The following is a 17,141-nucleotide window of genomic DNA, read 5'->3' as shown; positions in this document are numbered from 1 at the left end:
AGCGCAGCACACGCGGCCAAATGAAGCTCCCCGCCATCGCCCAGCGGGGCGAGGGGCTGGGGGTGGGAGTGGGGAGTCCGTCCTACTGTCCAAGGCAGACCGCAGACGCAGCGTGAAGCCGGCGATCCCCGGCTCCAGGGGCGCCAGCGACGCAATGGGATCAGCGCAACCCCGCACCACCCGTATCGTTCTTGCGCTCGATCAACTCGATCTTGTAGCCGTCCGGATCAGTCACAAACGCAATCACGGTCGTCCCGCCCTTGACCGGTCCGGCCTCGCGCGTGACATTGCCGCCGGCCGCCTTGATTTTTTCGCAGGCCGCGTAGGCATCAGGCACGCCGAGTGCGATATGGCCGTAGGCGGTGCCCATCTCGTAGCTGTCGGTGTCCCAGTTCCAGGTCAGCTCGATTTCTGCCTGGCCCGGGATGCCGCCTTCATAACCGACAAAGGCCAGGCTGTATTTGTATTCCGGATTTTCCGAGGTGCGCAGCAGCGTCATGCCCAGCACCTGGGTGTAAAAGTCGATGGAGCGCTGGAGATTGCCAACGCGCAGCATGGTGTGTAGAAGTCTCATGGGCGGATTATCCCGCGGCGGGGGAAAGTTTGCTGGGCGCAGCAACTGGCCTATCATCATTCCGAGCCGGCCCCCTTTTTGTCTTGACAGGGGTTGTCCATCCATTGCCCAGGACCCAAGCCATGACCGTCAGCAAAGACGCCTTCACCAATCCCAGGGAAACCTGGGACAAACGTTTCGAGACCGAAGAATATATTTTCGGCACCGAACCCAATGCCTACCTTAAAAGCCAGCAGGCGCTGTTCGTCAAGGGCGGCTCGGCCCTGGTCATTGCCGACGGGGAAGGGCGCAACAGCGTCTGGCTGGCGCAGCAGGGCTTGAGCGTGGACGCCTTCGATATTTCGCCCAACGCCGTCGCCAAGGCAGCCAGGCTGGCTGCGAGCGCCGGGGTGCAGGTCGCGTATTCGACCTGCCGCTGGGAAGACTGGGACTGGCGCAGCGCGGCCTATGACCATGTGGTCGGCATCTTTTTCCAGTTCGCCGATCCTGTGGCGCGGCAGCGGCTGTTCGAATTGATGGCCAGGGCGCTCAAGCCCGGCGGCCTGATGCTGATCCAGGGCTACTCGCCGAAGCAACTGGAATTCAACACCGGCGGGCCGGGGCGGCTGGATTTTCTGTACGACGAAAGCCTGCTGAGAAATTCGTTCCCGGACTTTGATGTGCTCGAACTCCGGACCTACGAAGAGTTCGTCGTCGAAGGCCCCAGGCATCAGGGCATGTCGGGCCTGATCGGCATGGTGGCGCGCAAGCGCTAGTACCAGACTTGACGTCATCAACAGACAGGAAATTCAGCGTCTCTTGTCAGTGGACGTCGGGTCCGCCGGCGGCGCCGCTTCAAACACCAGGCAGGTGGTGGTGGCGTGGGCATACAGCTTGCCGTCCGGCCCGACGATGCGGGCTTCGGCGGTGGCCATTTGCCGGCCACAGTGGATGACCGTGCCGATGGCCCGAAGCGGCCCGGTTTTGTGCGATGCAGCCCGCACGATGTTGACGCCGAGTTCCGCCGTGGTGTAGGCGCGGCCGGCCGGCATCATGGTGTGCACGGCGCAACCGAGTGCCGAGTCCAGCAGCGTGGCGTACCAGCCGCCGTGCACCGTGCCCAGCGGGTTGTAATGCTTGAGCTGCGGCGTGCCCTGGAAAACGGCTTTGCCGGGGCCGACCTCCACCAGCGAAAAATCCAGCGTGTCGGCAATGTGCGGGAAGGGCAGTTCGCCGGCCAGCATGGCCTGCATGATCTCCAGCCCGCTTTTGCCGGCCACCATGGACGGGTGGGCCAGACCCGGTTTGCCACCGCCGGCCAGCATGCGTTCGACGACGGCGTTGCGTTCTTCATTCCATAACGCCAATGTTTCTTCCGGGGTCATTGCTTCTCCTTTGATTGCATCTACAACAATTGTAGCTACAATTGTCTCATGTCCAAAAAATCCGATGCCACCGTCCTGGCAGACCTGAAAGCCCTGGGCTGCACCAACCTGAAGCTGCGCCAGCTGATGCGGCGCGTTGCCAGCTACTACGACCTCGAGATGGCGAAGGCGGGCCTGAAGACCACACAGTATTCGCTGTTGTCCCATGTCGTCAAACTCGGCCCCCTGCGTCCCGGCGAGCTCGCGCAAAGCATGAAGGTCAGCGCTTCCACCCTGACGCGCAACCTCAAACCGCTGATTGATGCCGGCTGGATCGAGCTGGCCGCCGGTACCGATGCCCGCAGCCGCAGTGTGGCCATCACACCGGCGGGCCGTGCCAAACGCGAAGAGGCCCGCCACCGCTGGAAGGTGGCCCAGGAGGGGTTGAACCACCTGCTGGGCGCGGAGCGCGTGCTGGCGCTGCATGGCCTGATCAATGAGTCGCTGGAACTGCTGTCCCCCGTTGAAACCGGTTCCGGAGCTGATGATGAATAAACCTTCCCCTTCTTCCTCTTCCTCTTCCCCTTCCCCTTCCTCGTCTGCCAGGCGGCATGTCGCGCTGTGGCTGGTGCTGCTGGCGGCGGCCGGCACCTTTGCGCTAACCATGGGCGTGCGCCAGACCATGGGCCTGTTCCTGTCGGCGCTCAATACCTCGACCGCGCTGGGCATAGGCAGCATCAGCCTGGCTTTCGCCTTCGGCCAGTTGTGGTGGGGGCTGACCCAGCCTTTTGCCGGCGCGGTGGCCGACCGCATTGGCACCGGCCGCGTGATCTTCCTGGGCGTGTTGCTGGTGGCCACCGGCACCATCCTCACGCCGCTGATGACCAGCACGGCGGGCCTGATTTTTGCGATTGGCGTGCTGGCGGCCGGCGGCGCGGGCATGGCTGGCCCGTCGGTGCTGATGGCGGCGACCGCACGCCTGGTGCCGCTGGAAAAACGCGGCTTCGCCAGCGGCATCGTCAATGCGGGCGGCTCCTTCGGCCAGTTTGCGATGGCGCCGATTGCGATTGGCCTGACGGCTGCGGTCGGCTGGGCCAACGCGATGCAGTGGCTGGGTGTGCTGATCTTGCTGGCGCTGCCGGCGGTGTGGGTGCTTCAAGGCAACTCGAATGCCCTGGCGGCGCAGGCGGCGGCAGCCTCCGGCAAGAAAGCACTGAGCGCCCCCCAGGCCATCCGCCAGGCGCTGGCCACGCCTAGTTACCGCTACCTGAGCCTGGGGTTTTTCGTCTGCGGATTCCACGTCGCCTTTCTGGCCACGCACCTGCCGGGTGTGGTGGCTGCCTGTGGCTTGTCGCCTGAAATCGGCGGCTGGGCGCTGGCCATGATCGGCCTGTTCAACATCGTCGGCAGCCTGGCCATGGGCTGGGCCGTGGGCCGCTGGCGCATGAAGTCGCTGCTGGCGCTGCTGTACGCGACACGTGGCATCGCGGTGCTGGTGTTCCTGCTGGCGCCGAAAACACCGACCGTGATGCTGGTGTTTGCCGCTGTCATGGGCGTGACCTTTCTCTCGACGGTGCCGCCGACCGCGGGCCTTGTTGCCAAGATGTTCGGCACGGCCAACATGGCCATGCTGTTCGGCATCGTGATGCTGGCGCACCAGATCGGCGGCTTCTTCGGCGCCTTCCTCGGTGGTTATGTGTTCCAGGCGACCGGCAGCTACGACTGGGTCTGGTACATCGACATCGTGCTGGCTGCAGGGGCGGCACTGGTCAACCTGCCGATCCGCGAGGCGCCGATGCCGCGTGCGGCCACGCTGGCATAAGGCGTGTGAAGCATGACCACCCTGGACCCTCGAACGCGACTTCTGCTGGAAGCGCCAATCGCCCCGACCCTGCTGCGCCTAGCCGCGCCCAATGTGCTGGTCATGCTGGCGCAGGCCGGTGTCGGTCTGATCGAGACCTACTTTGTCGGCAAACTCGGCACCGACGCGCTGGCCGGCATGGCGCTGGTGTTTCCGGTGGTGATGCTGATGCAGATGACTTCGGCCGGTGCCATGGGCGGCGGCATCGCCTCGGCCATCGCGCGGGCACTCGGCGCGCGGCGCCGTGACGATGCCGATGCGCTGGTACTGCATGCCATCGTGATTGCTGGGGTGTTCGCGCTGCTGTTCACGGTGGCGGTGCTGGGCGGCGGGCGCTGGCTGTATGCCCGCATGGGCGGCACCGGCGGCGCGCTGGAGGCGGCCATGGTGTATTCCAACTGGGTGTTTGCCGGCGCGGTGCTGGTCTGGATTTTCAACACACTGTCGGCGGTGATACGCGGCACCGGCAACATGGCGGTGCCGGCCAACGTCACCGTACTGGGCGCGCTGGTGCTGCTGCCGCTGTCGCCCTTGCTGATTTTCGGCTGGGGGCCGCTGCCCGCGCTGGGCATCGCCGGCGGGGCCATTGCGCTGCTGGCCTATTACCTGGTGGGCAGCCTGGTGCTGGCGGTCTACCTGTGGTCGCCGAAAAGCCTGTTGCGCCCGTCGCTCGAACACGTCCGTTTTCGCTGGGTTTTGTTCAAGGACATCCTGCGTGTCGGCCTGGTCGGCACGGTGTCCACGGTCGCCACCAACCTGGCCATCGGCATCACCACCGCGCTGGTCGGCGGCTTCGGCACCGCGGCGATTGCCGGTTACGGCACGGCCTCGCGGCTGGAGTATCTGCTGGTGCCGCTGGTCTTCGGTTTCGGTGCGCCGCTGGTCGCGATGGTGGGCACCTGCATGGGCGCCGGCCAGCGTGAGCGCGCGCTGCACGCGACCTGGATAGGTGCGGGTATGGCCTTTGTGATGACCGAAGCCATCGGCCTGTGGGCCGCGGCGTTTCCCAAGGCCTGGCTCTCACTGTTCAACAGCGACCCGGCCATGATCGAAGCCGGTAGCGCCTACCTGCGGGTGGTGGGGCCGGTGTATGGTTTTTTCGGGCTTGGCCTAGCGCTTTATTTTGCGTCGCAGGGGGCCGGGCGGCTGCTTTGGCCGGTGCTTGGAAATCTGGCGCGGCTGGCGGTGGCCCTCGTTGGCGGCTGGCTGGCCCTGCGCTGGGGCGGCGGCCTGGCCGGGGTTTTTCTGGCGCAGGCGGTGGCGCTGGTGATCTACGGCGTGCTCAATGCCTGGACGATTGCCAGCGGCGCCTGGTTTGGCGGCATCGGCTGGCCGCGCAGCACGGCGGGGCTGCTGAAAAGAATGCCACGCGCCGGGGTTTGAAGCAAAAAAGGCCTCCAGCCCAATAACCACGGACGCAAGCAGCTATGTATTCAGTAGCAAATGGCTGCGGCCTTCAAACCGGTGGCGTGAAGGCCGCGCGTGCCGCCAGCGCCAGCTCGCGGCCGGTGCAACCTTCAAGGTGGTCGTTGACCAGGCCCATGGCCTGCATGAAGGCGTACATCGTGGTCGGCCCGACAAAGGTCCAGCCGCGTTTTTTCAGGTCTTTGGACAGCGCCGCCGAGGCGGGCGAATGGGGCAGGGCGCGCACGGCTTCCAGCGTGACTTGTTCCGGCCGGTTCGCGGCGTCCGGTTCGAGGCGCCAGACATAGGCGGCCAGCGAGCCGAACTCGCGGCGCAGCTCCAGCACACGCCGTGCGTTGTTGATGCTTGATGCGATCTTGCCGGCGTGGCGCACGATGCCTGCATCGGCTAGCAGGCGCTGGACATCGGCGGCATCAAAACGCGCCACCTGTTCGGCATCGAAGTTGACGAACGCGCTGCGAAAGGCCTCGCGCTTGTTCAGGATGGTCAGCCAGCTCAGGCCGGCCTGAAAACCTTCCAGGCAGATCTTCTCGAACAGCCGGCGTTCGTCGGCCACCGGGAAACCCCATTCGGTGTCGTGGTAGTGGCGGTACAGCGGCGTGGCCTGGCACCAGGCGCAGCGCGTGCTGGAGGTTTCGTCGGTAAACAGCCCGGGGGCGGTGACATCAGCTGGCATGCGCGATTCCTTCACCCGAGCCACACACCCAGCCAGACCGCCGCGATCATCAGCACCAGCCCCGGCACGATGCGCGCCGCGTAGGCGGCACCCCCGGCGTGGAAGGCCACCACGGCCTTCATCAGCGAATTGGTGCTCAGTCCGGCGAGGATGGGCCACAGGGCAGCGTCCGGCGGCAGCTTGCCTGCCGCCACCAGCGAGGCGACCGAGGCGGCGGTGGCATGGGCATCGACCAGCCCGGTGGCTGCGGCCGCCAGCAGGGTGCCACGCGCGCCCAGCCAGGCGCTGAGCGCTGCCGACACCACCAGCACCACCCCGACGATGGCGGCAAACGCCAGCGCGGTCTTGAGGTCGAAGGCCCGGCCCAGGTCCTGGTGTTCCGGGCGGCCGGTTGCGGGATGGGCCGCAGGTACTCCGCGCAGGAAGAACAGCAGGCTGTAGGCGCATGCCGCCACTCCGCCGAGAACCAGCGGCCACCTCAGCGTGTCGAGCAGTGCCGGTTGCACCGCAGCCACCACGACCGCCAGCTGCACCATGGTGGCCAGGCTGGAGAGCACCGCACCGGCGATGGCCCCGTCCGCCTGGATGCCCGATCCGGCCGCGCGTGTGCCCATGGCATGAATGGTGGCCGTGCTCGAGATGAAACCCGCCGCAAACCCGGCCAGCGGCAGGCCGTAACGCGGACCCAGTGCGCGCGTCGCCACGTAGCCGAGCGCGCTGACAGCCATCACCAGCACGACCAGTTGGGTGATGGCATGGGGGTTGATGGCGCCGAAGGGGCCCAGGAAGCGGTCCGGGGCCAGCGGCAGGGCGATCAGGGCCGCTGCTGAAAACAGCAGGGCGTCGTGCAGCTCTCGTTCGGTCAGCACGCTGCGCACGAAATGGTGAAGGCGGTTGCGTGCCGCCAGCAGCGCCGTCAACGCCGCGCCTACGCCGGCGGCCAGGGCCGCGTTGCGCATCGCCAGCCCGCCGAGCAGGCAGGTCAGCAGCAGGGCGATCTCGGTGGTCATGCCCGGGTCCTGTTCCCGGGTGCGCTGGTAGGCCACGACGGCCAGTGCGCCTGTGACCAGGGCGACCGTCGCCAGCAGCAGGCCGCCGCCCAGCAACACCCCGACGGCGCCCAGCACCGAGGCCACCGCAAAAGTGCGTATGCCGGCCGCGCCGCGCGTCGGCCCGCGGCCTTTGCGGCGTTCTCGTTCAGCGCCGACCAGCAGGCCGATGCCCAACGCCACGCTCAGGCCCAGCAGGGTGGAGAAGTCAGGCAGGGATGGCATGGCGGCAGTGTAAGGGCGCGCGGGCGCCCGGCCCTGCCGGACAGGCTGCGGGTGTCGCGGGCAGACCGATCACGCAGCGGTGGATAGACGTGCCTTGCGCAGCCTCAGCGCGTTGCTGATCACGGACACCGAGCTCAGGCTCATCGCCAGGGCCGCAATCATCGGCGACAGCAACCAGCCGGTGAAGGGGTAGAGCAGGCCCGCGGCCAGCGGCACGCCCAGGGCGTTGTAAACAAAGGCAAAGCCGAGGTTCTGCTTCATGTTGGCGATGGTGGCCTCCGAGATCGCCCGGGCCTGTGCGATGCCGCGCAGGTCGCCCTTGACCAACGTCACCTGGGCGCTGTTCATGGCCACGTCGGTACCCGTGCCCATCGCGATGCCCACATTGGCCTGGGCCAGGGCCGGTGCGTCATTGATGCCGTCGCCTGCCATGGCCACGATGTGGCCTTCTTCCTGCAGGCGCTTGACCAGAATCAGCTTGTCAGCGGGCTGGACGCCGCCATGGACCTCGTTGATGCCCAGGCGTGCAGCAACGGCCTTGGCGGTGGTCAGGCCATCGCCGGTGGCCATGATCACGCGCAGGCCTGCGGCCTTCAGCGTCGCCAGCGCCTCGGACGTGCTGGCCTTGACCGGATCGGCCACGGCCAGCAGGCCGGCGAGCTGGCCGTCCACGGCGAGGTGCATCACGCTGGCGCCCTCGGCACGCAGCGCTTCTGCTTGCGTCAGCAATGTGTCCACCGCCACACCGGCCTGCGTCATCAGCGCCGTGTTGCCGAGCGCGAGTGTCCGGCCGGCCACACGCCCGCTGACACCGATGCCGCTGGCCGACTCGAAACTTTCGGGTTTGTCCAGCGCCAGGCCGCGCTCGCGCGCCGCATTCACGATGGCGTCTGCCAGCGGGTGTTCACTGCCCTGGTCCAGGCTGGCGGCCAGCCGCAATACCTCGTCGGCGCTGAAACCGGCGGCCGGGACTGCCCGGTCAAAGGCCGGCTTGCCCGCCGTCAGCGTCCCGGTCTTGTCGACGATCAGCACATCGACGGTGCGCAAGTGTTCGATCGCTGCCGCATCGCGGAAAAGAATGCCCTGGCCGGCCGCCTTGCCGGTGGCCACCATGATGGACATCGGCGTGGCCAGGCCCAGCGCGCAGGGGCAGGCGATGATCAGCACGGCCACCGCGTTGATCAGGCCATAGACCCAGCTCGGCTGCGGGCCGAAAAATCCCCAGCCGAAAAAGGTCAGCACGGCCACGGCCACCACGGCCATGACAAACCAGCCCGCCACCTGGTCGGCCATGCGCTGCATGGGCGCCTTCGAGCGCTGGGCTTGCGCCACCATCTGCACGATCTGCGACAACATGGTCTGCGCGCCTACACGTTCGGAGCGCATGACCAGGGCGCCGCTGGTGTTGAGTGTGGCGCCTATGAGTTTGTCGCCCGCCCGTTTGCTGACGGGCAGAGGTTCGCCGGTCAGCATTGATTCATCGACCGCGCTGCTGCCTTCGGTGACGACGCCATCGACCGGCACTTTCTCGCCGGGGCGCACCCGCAGGCTGTCGCCCACATGCACATGGGTCAGCGGCACGTCTTCTTCCGTGCCGTCGGCCTGGATGCGCCGCGCGGTCCTGGGCGCCAGCCCAAGCAGGGACTTGATCGCGGCCGAGGTCTGCGAGCGCGCCTTCAGCTCCAGCATCTGGCCGAGCAGTGTCAGTGAAATGATGACTGCCGCCGCTTCAAAATAGACGGCCACGCGTCCCATGGAAATGAACGAGTCGGGGAACACGCCGGGCGCCACGGTTGCCACCACGCTGTAAACAAAAGCGGCGCCCGTCCCCAGGCCGATCAGGGTCCACATGTTGGGGCTGCGGTGGAAGACCGACTGCGCACCCCGCACGAAAAACGGCCAGCCCGCCCACAGGACCACGGGCAGGGTCAGCACCAGCTCGATCCAGCTCTGGGTGGCCATGTCGAACCAGCCGAGCTGGTGGCCGAACATCGCCAGCACGGTGACCACCACCGTCAGCGGCAGCGTCCACCAGAAGCGGCGGGTAAAGGACTTGAGTTCCGGGTTCTCGTCCTCGTCGAGGCTGGGCATGACCGGCTCCAGCGTCATGCCGCAGATTGGGCAGTTGCCGGGATGGTCCTGCCGGATCTCCGGGTGCATGGGGCAGGTGTAGATGGTGGACCCGGCCTGGCCATCGGCAACTGCGGTTTTTGCTTCCGGGGCGGGAGCTGCCGTCGGCTTGTCGAGGTAGGCCGAGGGATTGGCGGCGAATTTTGCTAGGCAACCGGCGCTGCAGAAATACCAGGACCTGCCTTCGTGCGCAAGCTGGTGCCCTGACGCGGTGGTGACGGTCATGCCGCAGACGGGGTCCTTGAGACCGGCTGGGTCGTCAGAGTGGGTATGACTGTGGTCATGTCCGGCGCCATGCGCGGGGCCGGCAGCCACGCCATCGGGGTGAGGTTGAGGGTAAGGAGTGTGTTTCATGGAAAGCATCCTTTTTTTTGAAGACCTGAACAGAAGATCTGAACAGCTTCATGAAAAGGATAAACCTCCCCATGATGGAAAGGTCAAGCCGCCGGGGACCTTGACCCTGCCCGCAGAAGGGGCGGCGCCGCGGATGGTGCCTCAGGCGGACCGGCCGCCGTCGCGGTCGAGCAGGGCCTTGCGCTCTTCATACTCCGCCACGGTGATTTCGCCACTGGCCAGCCGCCTGCGCAACATCTCATGCGGCGTTTCACGCCGGTCATCTTCGCGGTCCGCGTAGCGGCCCCGGCCGAAAAGAAAAACCCCGGCGAGAAGGACCAACAGAAGCAGCAGTACGAGCCACCCCAGCCCGTGCATACCCATCATGTAGCCACCGTCATAAAACAGGCCGGGCATACGCTGACCTTCTCAGGTTGTCACGGCGCCGCCGGGCGCCACCGTCAGCGCCGAGCGAACCCGCTCGAGGCGGCTGCGAACCTCGTCGGCCACACTGGCCACCTCGGGGTCGTCGGTCATCTGCATCACCGCCACCGGGTCCATGAAACCCACCGTGAAGCTGCCGTCGTCATCTTCACGCACGATGACGTTGCAGGGAAGCAGCAGTCCGATATCGGGCTGGGCGGTCAGGGCACGATGCGCCAGCGGTGGATTGCAGGCGCCCAGGATGCGGTAGGGCCGCACATCGACCCCCAGCTTGGTTTTCATGGTCGCCTGCACGTCGATATCGGTCAGCACGCCAAAGCCTTCGGCCTTGAGGGCGTCGGTGACACGGCTCACCACATGGGCAAAGCTGTTGTCGTCCGGCTTGCAGTAAAAGCCGTAGGCTGCGCCGGCGGAGGACGTGGTGTTGGAGGTCATGGTGTCTTTCAGGGTTTGGCAGGTGCCGGGGGCAGGCGGTCCATCATCATCTGCATCATGGACTGCATCATCTCCATGCGTTTTTCCATCCATTGCTGGCGTGCCGCCGGGTCGCCAGCCATGGGGCCCGGACCGGGTCCCATCATGCCACCCATGCCGCCCATGGCACCGGGTCCCATGCCGCCCATCATGCCCATGCCGTCCTGCATGAGTTTTTGGTGTTCAGCCATCAGGGCATTGCGCTCCTCCGGCGTTTTGGCGCGTGACATCCTGTCGTGCATGGAACGCATGGCGGTCATGTGGTCGTCCATGCGCGCCATAGGGCCGCCGGGACCGGCCATGGGCATGGCTTGTCCGGATGCCGGTGCTGCGCCGCCATGATGGGCCATGTGACCGTAACGTGTCTGGGCGCAACCGGCCAGGCCCAAGGTAGCGGTGACGGCGATGATCGAAACCAGGCGAAGAGGTGTCATGGCGAACTCCAGAAGTTTGAACAGCCAGTCTATGGACTCTGGTCATTTTTTGGCAGCTCGCCCGCGCGCGTCCATGATCCATGTCAACCGGAAACCGAAATTTGCCACCTTCAGCCGGCCTGTGGCGGGCGTCAGCGGGTCATGGACATGCCTCAACCTCCGTTCGGGTTGGGCGACCGGTGGTGCGTCTAGACCGCCACGGTGTAATTCAGCGTCATGCGCCCACCGTCGACCACCACGATCTCGCCGGTGATGTAACTCGCCGCGTCGCTGGCCAGGTAGGCCACGGTGTCGGCGATCTCGGAGGGTTCACCCAGGCGTTTCATGGGCGTGCGGCTCATGATTCTGGCTTTGGCTTCGTCGCTGGTCAGCACCGCTTTGGCGGCCAGCTCGGTGGCGATGGTGCCGGGCGCGACCGCGTTCACGCGAATGCCCTTGTCGGCCAGCGCCAGCGCCATCACGCGGGTGAGCTGGTTGATGCCGCCCTTGCTGACGTTGTAGCTGGCAATGGTCGGAATGGTCAGCACGGCGTTGACCGAACTCATGTTGATGATGCTGCCCCTGCCCGCGCCGGCCATCACGCGCGCCACGGCCTGGCCCACCAGAAACGAGCCCTTGAGGTTGATGCGCAGCACGGCGTCGAAGTCGGCCTCGGTGACCTCCAGAAAATCGGCGGCCCGGAAAATGCCGGCGTTGTTGACCAGCACATCGATGCGGCCGTGGGCGGCCATGGTTTGCGCCACCAGCGCATCGACCTGGGCCTTGTCGCCGACGTCGCAATGCAGGTACAGGCCGCCCAGCTCGGCGGCCAGTGCCGCGCCGCGGCTGTCGTCAATGTCGGCAATGACGACCTGGGCGCCTTCGCGCGCAAAGCGCCTTAAACACGCCTCGCCGATGCCCTGGGCGCCGCCCGTGACCATGCAGACGCGGCCCGCGAGACCAAAGGAGATGGATGATGAGTTGGAGGATGAAATAGTGCTCATGTCCTTATGGTACCAGCGCAAGCAGCTATGAATTTTGTAGCGTTTGCGGCGACTTCTGCGGCCGCCATGCCGGGCCTGTAGAGCGCCGACCCGATGCCGAAGCCGCTGGCGCCCGCTGCGAAATAAGCCGCCATGTTGTCCGGCATGATGCCGCCCACCGGCAGCACCTTGGTTGCGGCCGGCAGTACCGCGCGCAGCGCTTTCAGCACGGCGGGTGTGATCATCTCCGCCGGGAAAATTTTCAGGCCGGTGGCGCCGCATTCAAGCGCGGCAAAGGCCTCGCTGGCCGTCATCACGCCGGGCAGGCAGACCAGACCCAGCCGCACGGCTTCGCGCACGACGGCCGGGTTGAAGTTCGGCGACACAATCAGCTGGCCGCCCGCGGCCTGTACATCGCGCACGTCCTCCACACTCAGCACCGTGCCGGCGCCGACCAGGGCCTGGGGACAGGCGGCGGCCAGGGCCGCAATGCTGTCCAGCGGTTGCGGTGAATTGAGCGGGACTTCGATCAGCGTCCAGCCGGTTGACAGCAGCGCCTGGCCCACCGGGACGGCCTCGGCAGGGCGCAGGCCGCGCAGGATGGCGACCAGCGGCAGGGTCTGCAGGGCAGCGGCAAATTTTGGGGAGGCGTTCATGGGTTCATGGAAGAGGGGGGTGTAGGCAAGGTATCGGCAATGGCGCGCAGGCCGCGCCAGGTGGCACTGGCGCCCACGCGCCGGACCGTCACGTCCAGCTGCGCCAGCGCCTGTTCATAACGCGCGGTCAACGCCTCTGCACCCATGAGCACCACGGACTCGCCGCGCTGCAGGTTCTGGCCCTTGAGTTCTTCGCCGATGACCAGCCCTGACAGGTAGCTGGGCAGGGTATCGGGCGCCATGCGCTGGAACAGGGACAGGGTGCGCGTGCTGAAGGCCGTGTGCAGCAGGCCGGGGCCGGCCAGCGCGCGGGCCACGCCCTGCCCGAAAGCGGCGGTGTCTGCCGGCGGCTCCCCCGCGGGCAGCGTGCGCGCCAGAATCGAGTGCTGGCGCAGCAGGGCGTAAAACTCGCCGGTCATCCAGGTCGAAAAATCCGTGATGCGGCCGCCGGCGACCGTGACCCATTTGCTGTGGGTCCCCGGCAGCACCAGGCGTGCATCGGCGATGCCCAGCAGCAGCAGGGCACCGACGATCTGCGTTTCCTCGCCGCGCATGACATCGGGGACACCGTCCGTGCTGATGCTGAGGCCGGGCACGATGGCAATGCGGCCAGGCTCCAGCCATTCAAGCCTCGCGGCGATGTCGCTGAAACCGGCCGGACAGGCGCAGTAGGGCGCTTCCCGCCAACCCTGCTGGCTGCCGGCCATGCCCGAAATCAGGCACAGCGTGCCGGCCGTCATCCAGTCGCCAAACGCGTTTTCAAAAACTGCCGGAAATTCGCCGGCCGCCACGCTGAGGATGCCGCGCGCCAGGGCACGTTCTTCCAGCACCTGGCCATCGGGCGCGACCAGCGCCCCGCGCAGCGACGAGGTGCCCCAGTCCACGGCCAGCAGTCGTCGGCCGTTCATGCGGGACCAGGGATGGGGCCAGGCATGCCGGTGGGCATGGTTCAGGACATGCCCTGCAGGGCACCCGCCGGGTAGGCGGGGCTGCGGCAATCCTCGATGTACTGTTCAATGATGGCCTTGAAGGACGCGTCGGGCTTCAGGCCGAGGGCGTGCGCCCGGCCGGCGCTGGCGCCGCGCGCCCAGTTGGCCACGATGCCGGCGATGCGTTCGTCGCGTTCGAAGCGCACCCGCCGGCGGACCTCGGGGCCGGCAACCTCTTCCAGGGCCTGCAGCATCTCGCCGACGCTGACATTGAGGCCGGGCAGGTTGAGTGCCAGGCGCCCGCCCATGGCTTGCTGGCTGGCCTCGAACACGGTGATCAGGCCATGCACCGTGTTCGACGGCGATGACACCGGATGTGTGACGTTGGCGTCCACCGGGCAGGTGGTTTCCTCGCCGGCCAGGGGCTCGCGGATGATGCCGCTAAAAAACGAGGACGCCGCGCCGTTGGGCTTGCCCGGGCGCACGGTGACCGTCATCAGGCGCGCCGAGCGGCCATCGACAAAACCCTTGCGGGTGTAGTCGGCAATCAGGTGTTCGCACACCAGCTTGTGGGTGCCGTAGGAGGTCTGCGGCGACGGCAGGGTGTGGTCGCTCACGAGGTCGGGCAGGGGGTTGGACGCGTCGGGGCCGAATACCGCCACCGAACTGGCGAACACCAGGCGCGGGGCATTGCCGGCCTGGCGCAGGCCGTCGAGCAGAAGGCGGGTGCTGTCGAGGTTGGAACGCAGGCCCAGGTCGAAGTCCAGCTCGCACTCGCCCGACACGGCCGAGGCCAGGTGGAACACGGCGTCGAAGCCGCTGGCAAACAGGGCCGACTGATTGAGCAGCGGGCCGGTGTGCACCCGCACCCGCTTGTCGGCCGCCAGATCGGCGGGCGGTGCAAACATGTCGGCAATGTGCAGCTCGTCAATGGCCTGGCCATCGAGCCGGCCCTTCTGGAGAATCGCGCGGGCCAGCCTGGCGCCCACAAAACCGGCGCCGCCCGTGATGAGTAATTTCATGTCAAGCCTTGTGAATCAGTGGTTGTCGCGCGGCACGAAGGAGCCGCGTTTGCCGACCAGGAAGTCCAGGTCCACACCCTCGTCGGCCTGCAGCACATGGTCGACATACAGCTTCCAGTAACCCGAAGACAGCGGCGGCGGGGGTGCCTTCCATTCGGCCAGGCGGCGCGCCAGTTCCTCGTCGCTGATGTGCAGATGCAGCTTGCGCTCGGGCACATTGAGTTCGATCAGGTCGCCGTTCTGCACAATCGCCAGCGGGCCGCCGGCCGCCGCTTCGGGCGCCGTGTGCAGCACCACGGTGCCGTAGGCGGTGCCACTCATGCGGGCGTCGCTGATGCGCACCATGTCGGTGATGCCCTTGCGCAGCACCTTGGGTGGCAGCGGCATGTTGCCCACCTCGGCCATGCCGGGGTAACCCTTGGGGCCGCAGTTTTTCAGCACCATCACGCAGGTCTCGTCGATGTCGAGGTCTTCGTCGTCGATGCGCTTGTGGAAATCCTCGATGTTTTCAAACACCACCGCGCGGCCGGTGTGCACCATGAGTGCGGGCGTCGCAGCGCTCGGCTTGATGACGGCGCCGCGCGGCGACAGGTTGCCGCGCAGCACGGCAATGCCGGCCTTGTCCTTGAACGGCGTGGCCAGCGGCATGATCACTTCGGTGTTGTAGTTTTGCGCATCGGCAATGTTCTCGCCGATGGTTTTTCCGTTGGCGGTGATGGCGCCCGTGTGCAGGTGCTGCGCGATTTCCTTCATGACCACCGGCAGGCCGCCGGCGTAGCAGAAGTCTTCCATCAGGAATTTTCCCGAAGGCTGCAGGTTGACCAGGCAGGGCAACTCGCTGGCCAGGCGGTCGAAGTCGTCCACCGTGAGCTTGACGCCGATACGCCCGGCCATGGCAATCAGGTGGATCACCGCGTTGGTGGAGCCGCCAATCGCCGCCAGGGTCTTGATGGCGTTTTCGAAGGCCTCGCGTGTCAGGATTTTCGAGAGTGTCAGGTCCTCATGCACCATCTCGACCGCGCGGCGTCCGGCCATGCGCGCCAGCACATTGCGCCGGCCATCGACGGCCGGGTAGGCCGCGTTGCCCGGCAGGCCGATGCCCAGCGCCTCGACCATGCTGGCCATGGTGCTGGCCGTGCCCATGGTCATGCAGTGGCCGTGGCTGCGGTGCATGCAGCTTTCAGCTTCAAAAAAGTCGGCGAGCTTGAGGGTGCCTGCACGCACCTGCTCACTCATGCTCCAGACGCCCGTGCCCGAGCCGAGCTCCTGGCCGCGCCATTTGCCGCTGAGCATGGGGCCGCCGCTGACGCCCACGGTGGGCAGGTCCACGCTGGCCGCACCCATCACCAGCGAAGGTGTGGTCTTGTCGCAGCCCATCAAGAGCACCACGCCGTCGATCGGGTTGCCGCGAATGCTTTCCTCCACGTCCATGCTGGCGAGGTTGCGGTACAACATGGCGGTCGGGCGCAGCAGGGTTTCGCCCAAGGACATGACCGGGAACTCGAGCGGGAAACCGCCGGCCTCATACACACCGATCTTGACCTGCTCGGCAATCGTGCGGAAGTGGCTGTTGCAGGGCGTTAGTTCGCTGAAGGTGTTGCAGATGCCGATGACGGGCCGGCCGTCGAACTGGTCGTGCGGCACACCCTTGCCCTTGACCCAGCTGCGGTAGGCGAAGCCGTCGCGGTCCTGGCGGCCAAACCATTGCTGGCTGCGCAGCTCTTCGGGTTTCTTCCGGGGGGTCTTGGGGTCGGTCATAGGGAAAATCCTTAATTGATAAACATATTATCGTCATACCATTGCGCCGCGACTCCTAGTAATAACCACTAAACAGGCGGCAATGATCAAAAACGTCCACGGCAACACGGTTGACCACCTTGGCGAAGCCATTGTTGCGGGCCGGTATGCCGTGGGGGCGTCGATCCCGCCCGAGCCGGTGTTGTGCCAGGAACTCGGTGTCAGCCGCACGGTGGTGCGCGAGGCGGTCAAGTCGCTGATCGCCAAGGGCCTGATGACCACCGGGCCCAAGGTGGGCACCCGCGTGTTGTCGGAGGACCACTGGAACTGGTTCGACCCCGACGTCATCATCTGGCAGTCCAAGGCGGGACTGACCCCCGAATTCTTGCGCGACCTGCAGGACCTGCGCCGTGTGGTGGAGCCCGCCGCGATGCGCCTGGCGGCAGAGCGCGCCACGGCGCAGGACATTGCCGAGGTCGAGGCCGCTTATGCAGGTATGAAACATGCCGTCGAAGAGGGCGGCGACTATGTCACGCACGACCTGCGTTTTCACCAGGGCCTGCTGCGCGCCAGCCGCAACCGCATGCTGGTGCAGATGAGCAAGGCGCTGGGCGCGCTGCTGCGCACCAGCTTTGAAATTTCCACACGCCGCAAGGACGGCCCGGCCCACTCCCTGCCGCTGCACCGTGCCGTGCTGGACGCGGTGATCGCGCACCAGCCCGACGAAGCCGAGCGCGCGATCCGCGTGCTGATCGACGGCGCGAAAGAAGACATCGAAGAGGTGCTGGCCTCGCGGCGCCGCCTGCCCATTCTGAGCAGCCCCGCACGGCAGCTCAAGGCGGCCTGAGCCATCCCACCCGACAACAG

18 protein-coding genes are annotated in these 17,141 nt (G+C 66.4%); 5 read left to right on the top strand and 13 right to left on the bottom strand.

Features of this window, described 5'->3' with window-relative positions; genetic code table 11:
- Positions 1-160: 160 nt before the first annotated feature.
- A complete protein-coding gene (gene gloA / locus PSV40_RS02940) occupies positions 161-574 on the bottom strand; it encodes a lactoylglutathione lyase (RefSeq protein ID WP_300533963.1) in 414 nt (137 codons plus the stop codon).
- Between the two features lie 122 nt (positions 575-696).
- Between gloA and PSV40_RS02935 the strand changes: the two genes are divergently transcribed.
- Positions 697-1,329 carry a class I SAM-dependent methyltransferase gene (locus PSV40_RS02935; protein WP_300533961.1) on the top strand — a complete coding sequence of 211 codons (633 nt, stop codon included), beginning with the start codon at positions 697-699 and terminating at the stop codon, positions 1,327-1,329.
- Positions 1,330-1,362: 33 nt separating this feature from the next.
- Here PSV40_RS02935 and PSV40_RS02930 read toward each other — a convergent pair whose 3' ends face one another.
- Positions 1,363-1,938, bottom strand: coding sequence for a PaaI family thioesterase (locus tag PSV40_RS02930; RefSeq protein WP_300533958.1), 576 nt, complete (start codon positions 1,936-1,938; stop codon positions 1,363-1,365).
- A 48-nt stretch (positions 1,939-1,986) separates the two neighbouring features.
- On the opposite strand from PSV40_RS02930, the gene PSV40_RS02925 reads away from it, so the two are divergent.
- From PSV40_RS02925 to PSV40_RS02915, 3 genes are read left to right on the top strand one after another with little or no spacing between them, the layout of a single operon-like run.
- Positions 1,987-2,472, top strand: a complete 486-nt coding sequence (locus tag PSV40_RS02925) for a MarR family winged helix-turn-helix transcriptional regulator (RefSeq protein WP_300533956.1) — start codon at positions 1,987-1,989, stop codon at positions 2,470-2,472.
- A complete protein-coding gene (locus PSV40_RS02920; protein ID WP_300533953.1) occupies positions 2,462-3,739 on the top strand; it encodes an MFS transporter in 1,278 nt (425 codons plus the stop codon). The genes PSV40_RS02925 and PSV40_RS02920 overlap by 11 nt, the downstream gene beginning before the upstream one ends.
- Positions 3,740-3,751: 12 nt before the next feature.
- Complete coding sequence (locus PSV40_RS02915; protein ID WP_300533950.1) at positions 3,752-5,161, top strand: MATE family efflux transporter; 1,410 nt, start codon at positions 3,752-3,754, stop codon at positions 5,159-5,161.
- Between the two features lie 73 nt (positions 5,162-5,234).
- Here PSV40_RS02915 and PSV40_RS02910 read toward each other — a convergent pair whose 3' ends face one another.
- From PSV40_RS02910 to PSV40_RS02860, 11 genes are all read right to left on the bottom strand, one after another.
- Positions 5,235-5,879 (bottom strand): DNA-3-methyladenine glycosylase I, encoded by a 645-nt coding sequence (locus tag PSV40_RS02910; protein ID WP_300533947.1) that lies wholly within the window; start codon positions 5,877-5,879, stop codon positions 5,235-5,237.
- Between the two features lie 11 nt (positions 5,880-5,890).
- Positions 5,891-7,153 (bottom strand): DUF4010 domain-containing protein, encoded by a 1,263-nt coding sequence (locus tag PSV40_RS02905; RefSeq protein WP_300533945.1) that lies wholly within the window; start codon positions 7,151-7,153, stop codon positions 5,891-5,893.
- Positions 7,154-7,222: 69 nt separating this feature from the next.
- The gene (locus tag PSV40_RS02900; protein ID WP_300533942.1) at positions 7,223-9,637 is read right to left on the bottom strand and encodes a heavy metal translocating P-type ATPase; all 2,415 of its coding nucleotides are present in this window, start codon (positions 9,635-9,637) and stop codon (positions 7,223-7,225) included.
- A gap of 141 nt (positions 9,638-9,778) precedes the next feature.
- Positions 9,779-10,033: an SHOCT domain-containing protein gene (locus tag PSV40_RS02895; RefSeq protein ID WP_300533939.1), complete on the bottom strand. Its 255-nt coding sequence runs from the start codon at positions 10,031-10,033 to the stop codon at positions 9,779-9,781.
- 12 nt (positions 10,034-10,045) lie between these two features.
- Complete coding sequence (locus PSV40_RS02890) at positions 10,046-10,495, bottom strand: DUF302 domain-containing protein (RefSeq protein ID WP_300533937.1); 450 nt, start codon at positions 10,493-10,495, stop codon at positions 10,046-10,048.
- Positions 10,496-10,503: 8 nt separating this feature from the next.
- Positions 10,504-10,968, bottom strand: coding sequence for a hypothetical protein (locus tag PSV40_RS02885; protein ID WP_300533934.1), 465 nt, complete (start codon positions 10,966-10,968; stop codon positions 10,504-10,506).
- Between the two features lie 188 nt (positions 10,969-11,156).
- A complete protein-coding gene (locus PSV40_RS02880; protein ID WP_300533931.1) occupies positions 11,157-11,951 on the bottom strand; it encodes an SDR family NAD(P)-dependent oxidoreductase in 795 nt (264 codons plus the stop codon).
- A complete protein-coding gene (locus PSV40_RS02875) occupies positions 11,948-12,586 on the bottom strand; it encodes a 2-dehydro-3-deoxy-6-phosphogalactonate aldolase (protein WP_300533929.1) in 639 nt (212 codons plus the stop codon). Before PSV40_RS02875 ends, PSV40_RS02880 begins: the two co-directional genes overlap by 4 nt.
- Positions 12,583-13,494 (bottom strand): 2-dehydro-3-deoxygalactonokinase, encoded by a 912-nt coding sequence (locus PSV40_RS02870; protein ID WP_300533926.1) that lies wholly within the window; start codon positions 13,492-13,494, stop codon positions 12,583-12,585. Before PSV40_RS02870 ends, PSV40_RS02875 begins: the two co-directional genes overlap by 4 nt.
- Before the next feature lie 41 nt (positions 13,495-13,535).
- Positions 13,536-14,537, bottom strand: coding sequence for a D-erythronate dehydrogenase (gene denD / locus PSV40_RS02865; protein WP_300533923.1), 1,002 nt, complete (start codon positions 14,535-14,537; stop codon positions 13,536-13,538).
- Positions 14,538-14,552: 15 nt separating this feature from the next.
- Entirely contained in the window at positions 14,553-16,295 is a 1,743-nt protein-coding gene (locus tag PSV40_RS02860; RefSeq protein ID WP_300533921.1) for an IlvD/Edd family dehydratase, read from the bottom strand.
- An 82-nt stretch (positions 16,296-16,377) separates the two neighbouring features.
- On the opposite strand from PSV40_RS02860, the gene PSV40_RS02855 reads away from it, so the two are divergent.
- Positions 16,378-17,121, top strand: a complete 744-nt coding sequence (locus PSV40_RS02855; protein WP_300533918.1) for a FadR/GntR family transcriptional regulator — start codon at positions 16,378-16,380, stop codon at positions 17,119-17,121.
- The last annotated feature ends 20 nt before the right edge of the window (positions 17,122-17,141 follow it).

It is taken from the genome of Polaromonas sp. (genome assembly GCF_029945925.1).
Lineage (GTDB): Bacteria > Pseudomonadota > Gammaproteobacteria > Burkholderiales > Burkholderiaceae_C > Polaromonas.
The sequence above is the reverse complement of the archived record's forward strand: the minus strand, read 5'-3'. Positions and strand labels throughout refer to the sequence as shown.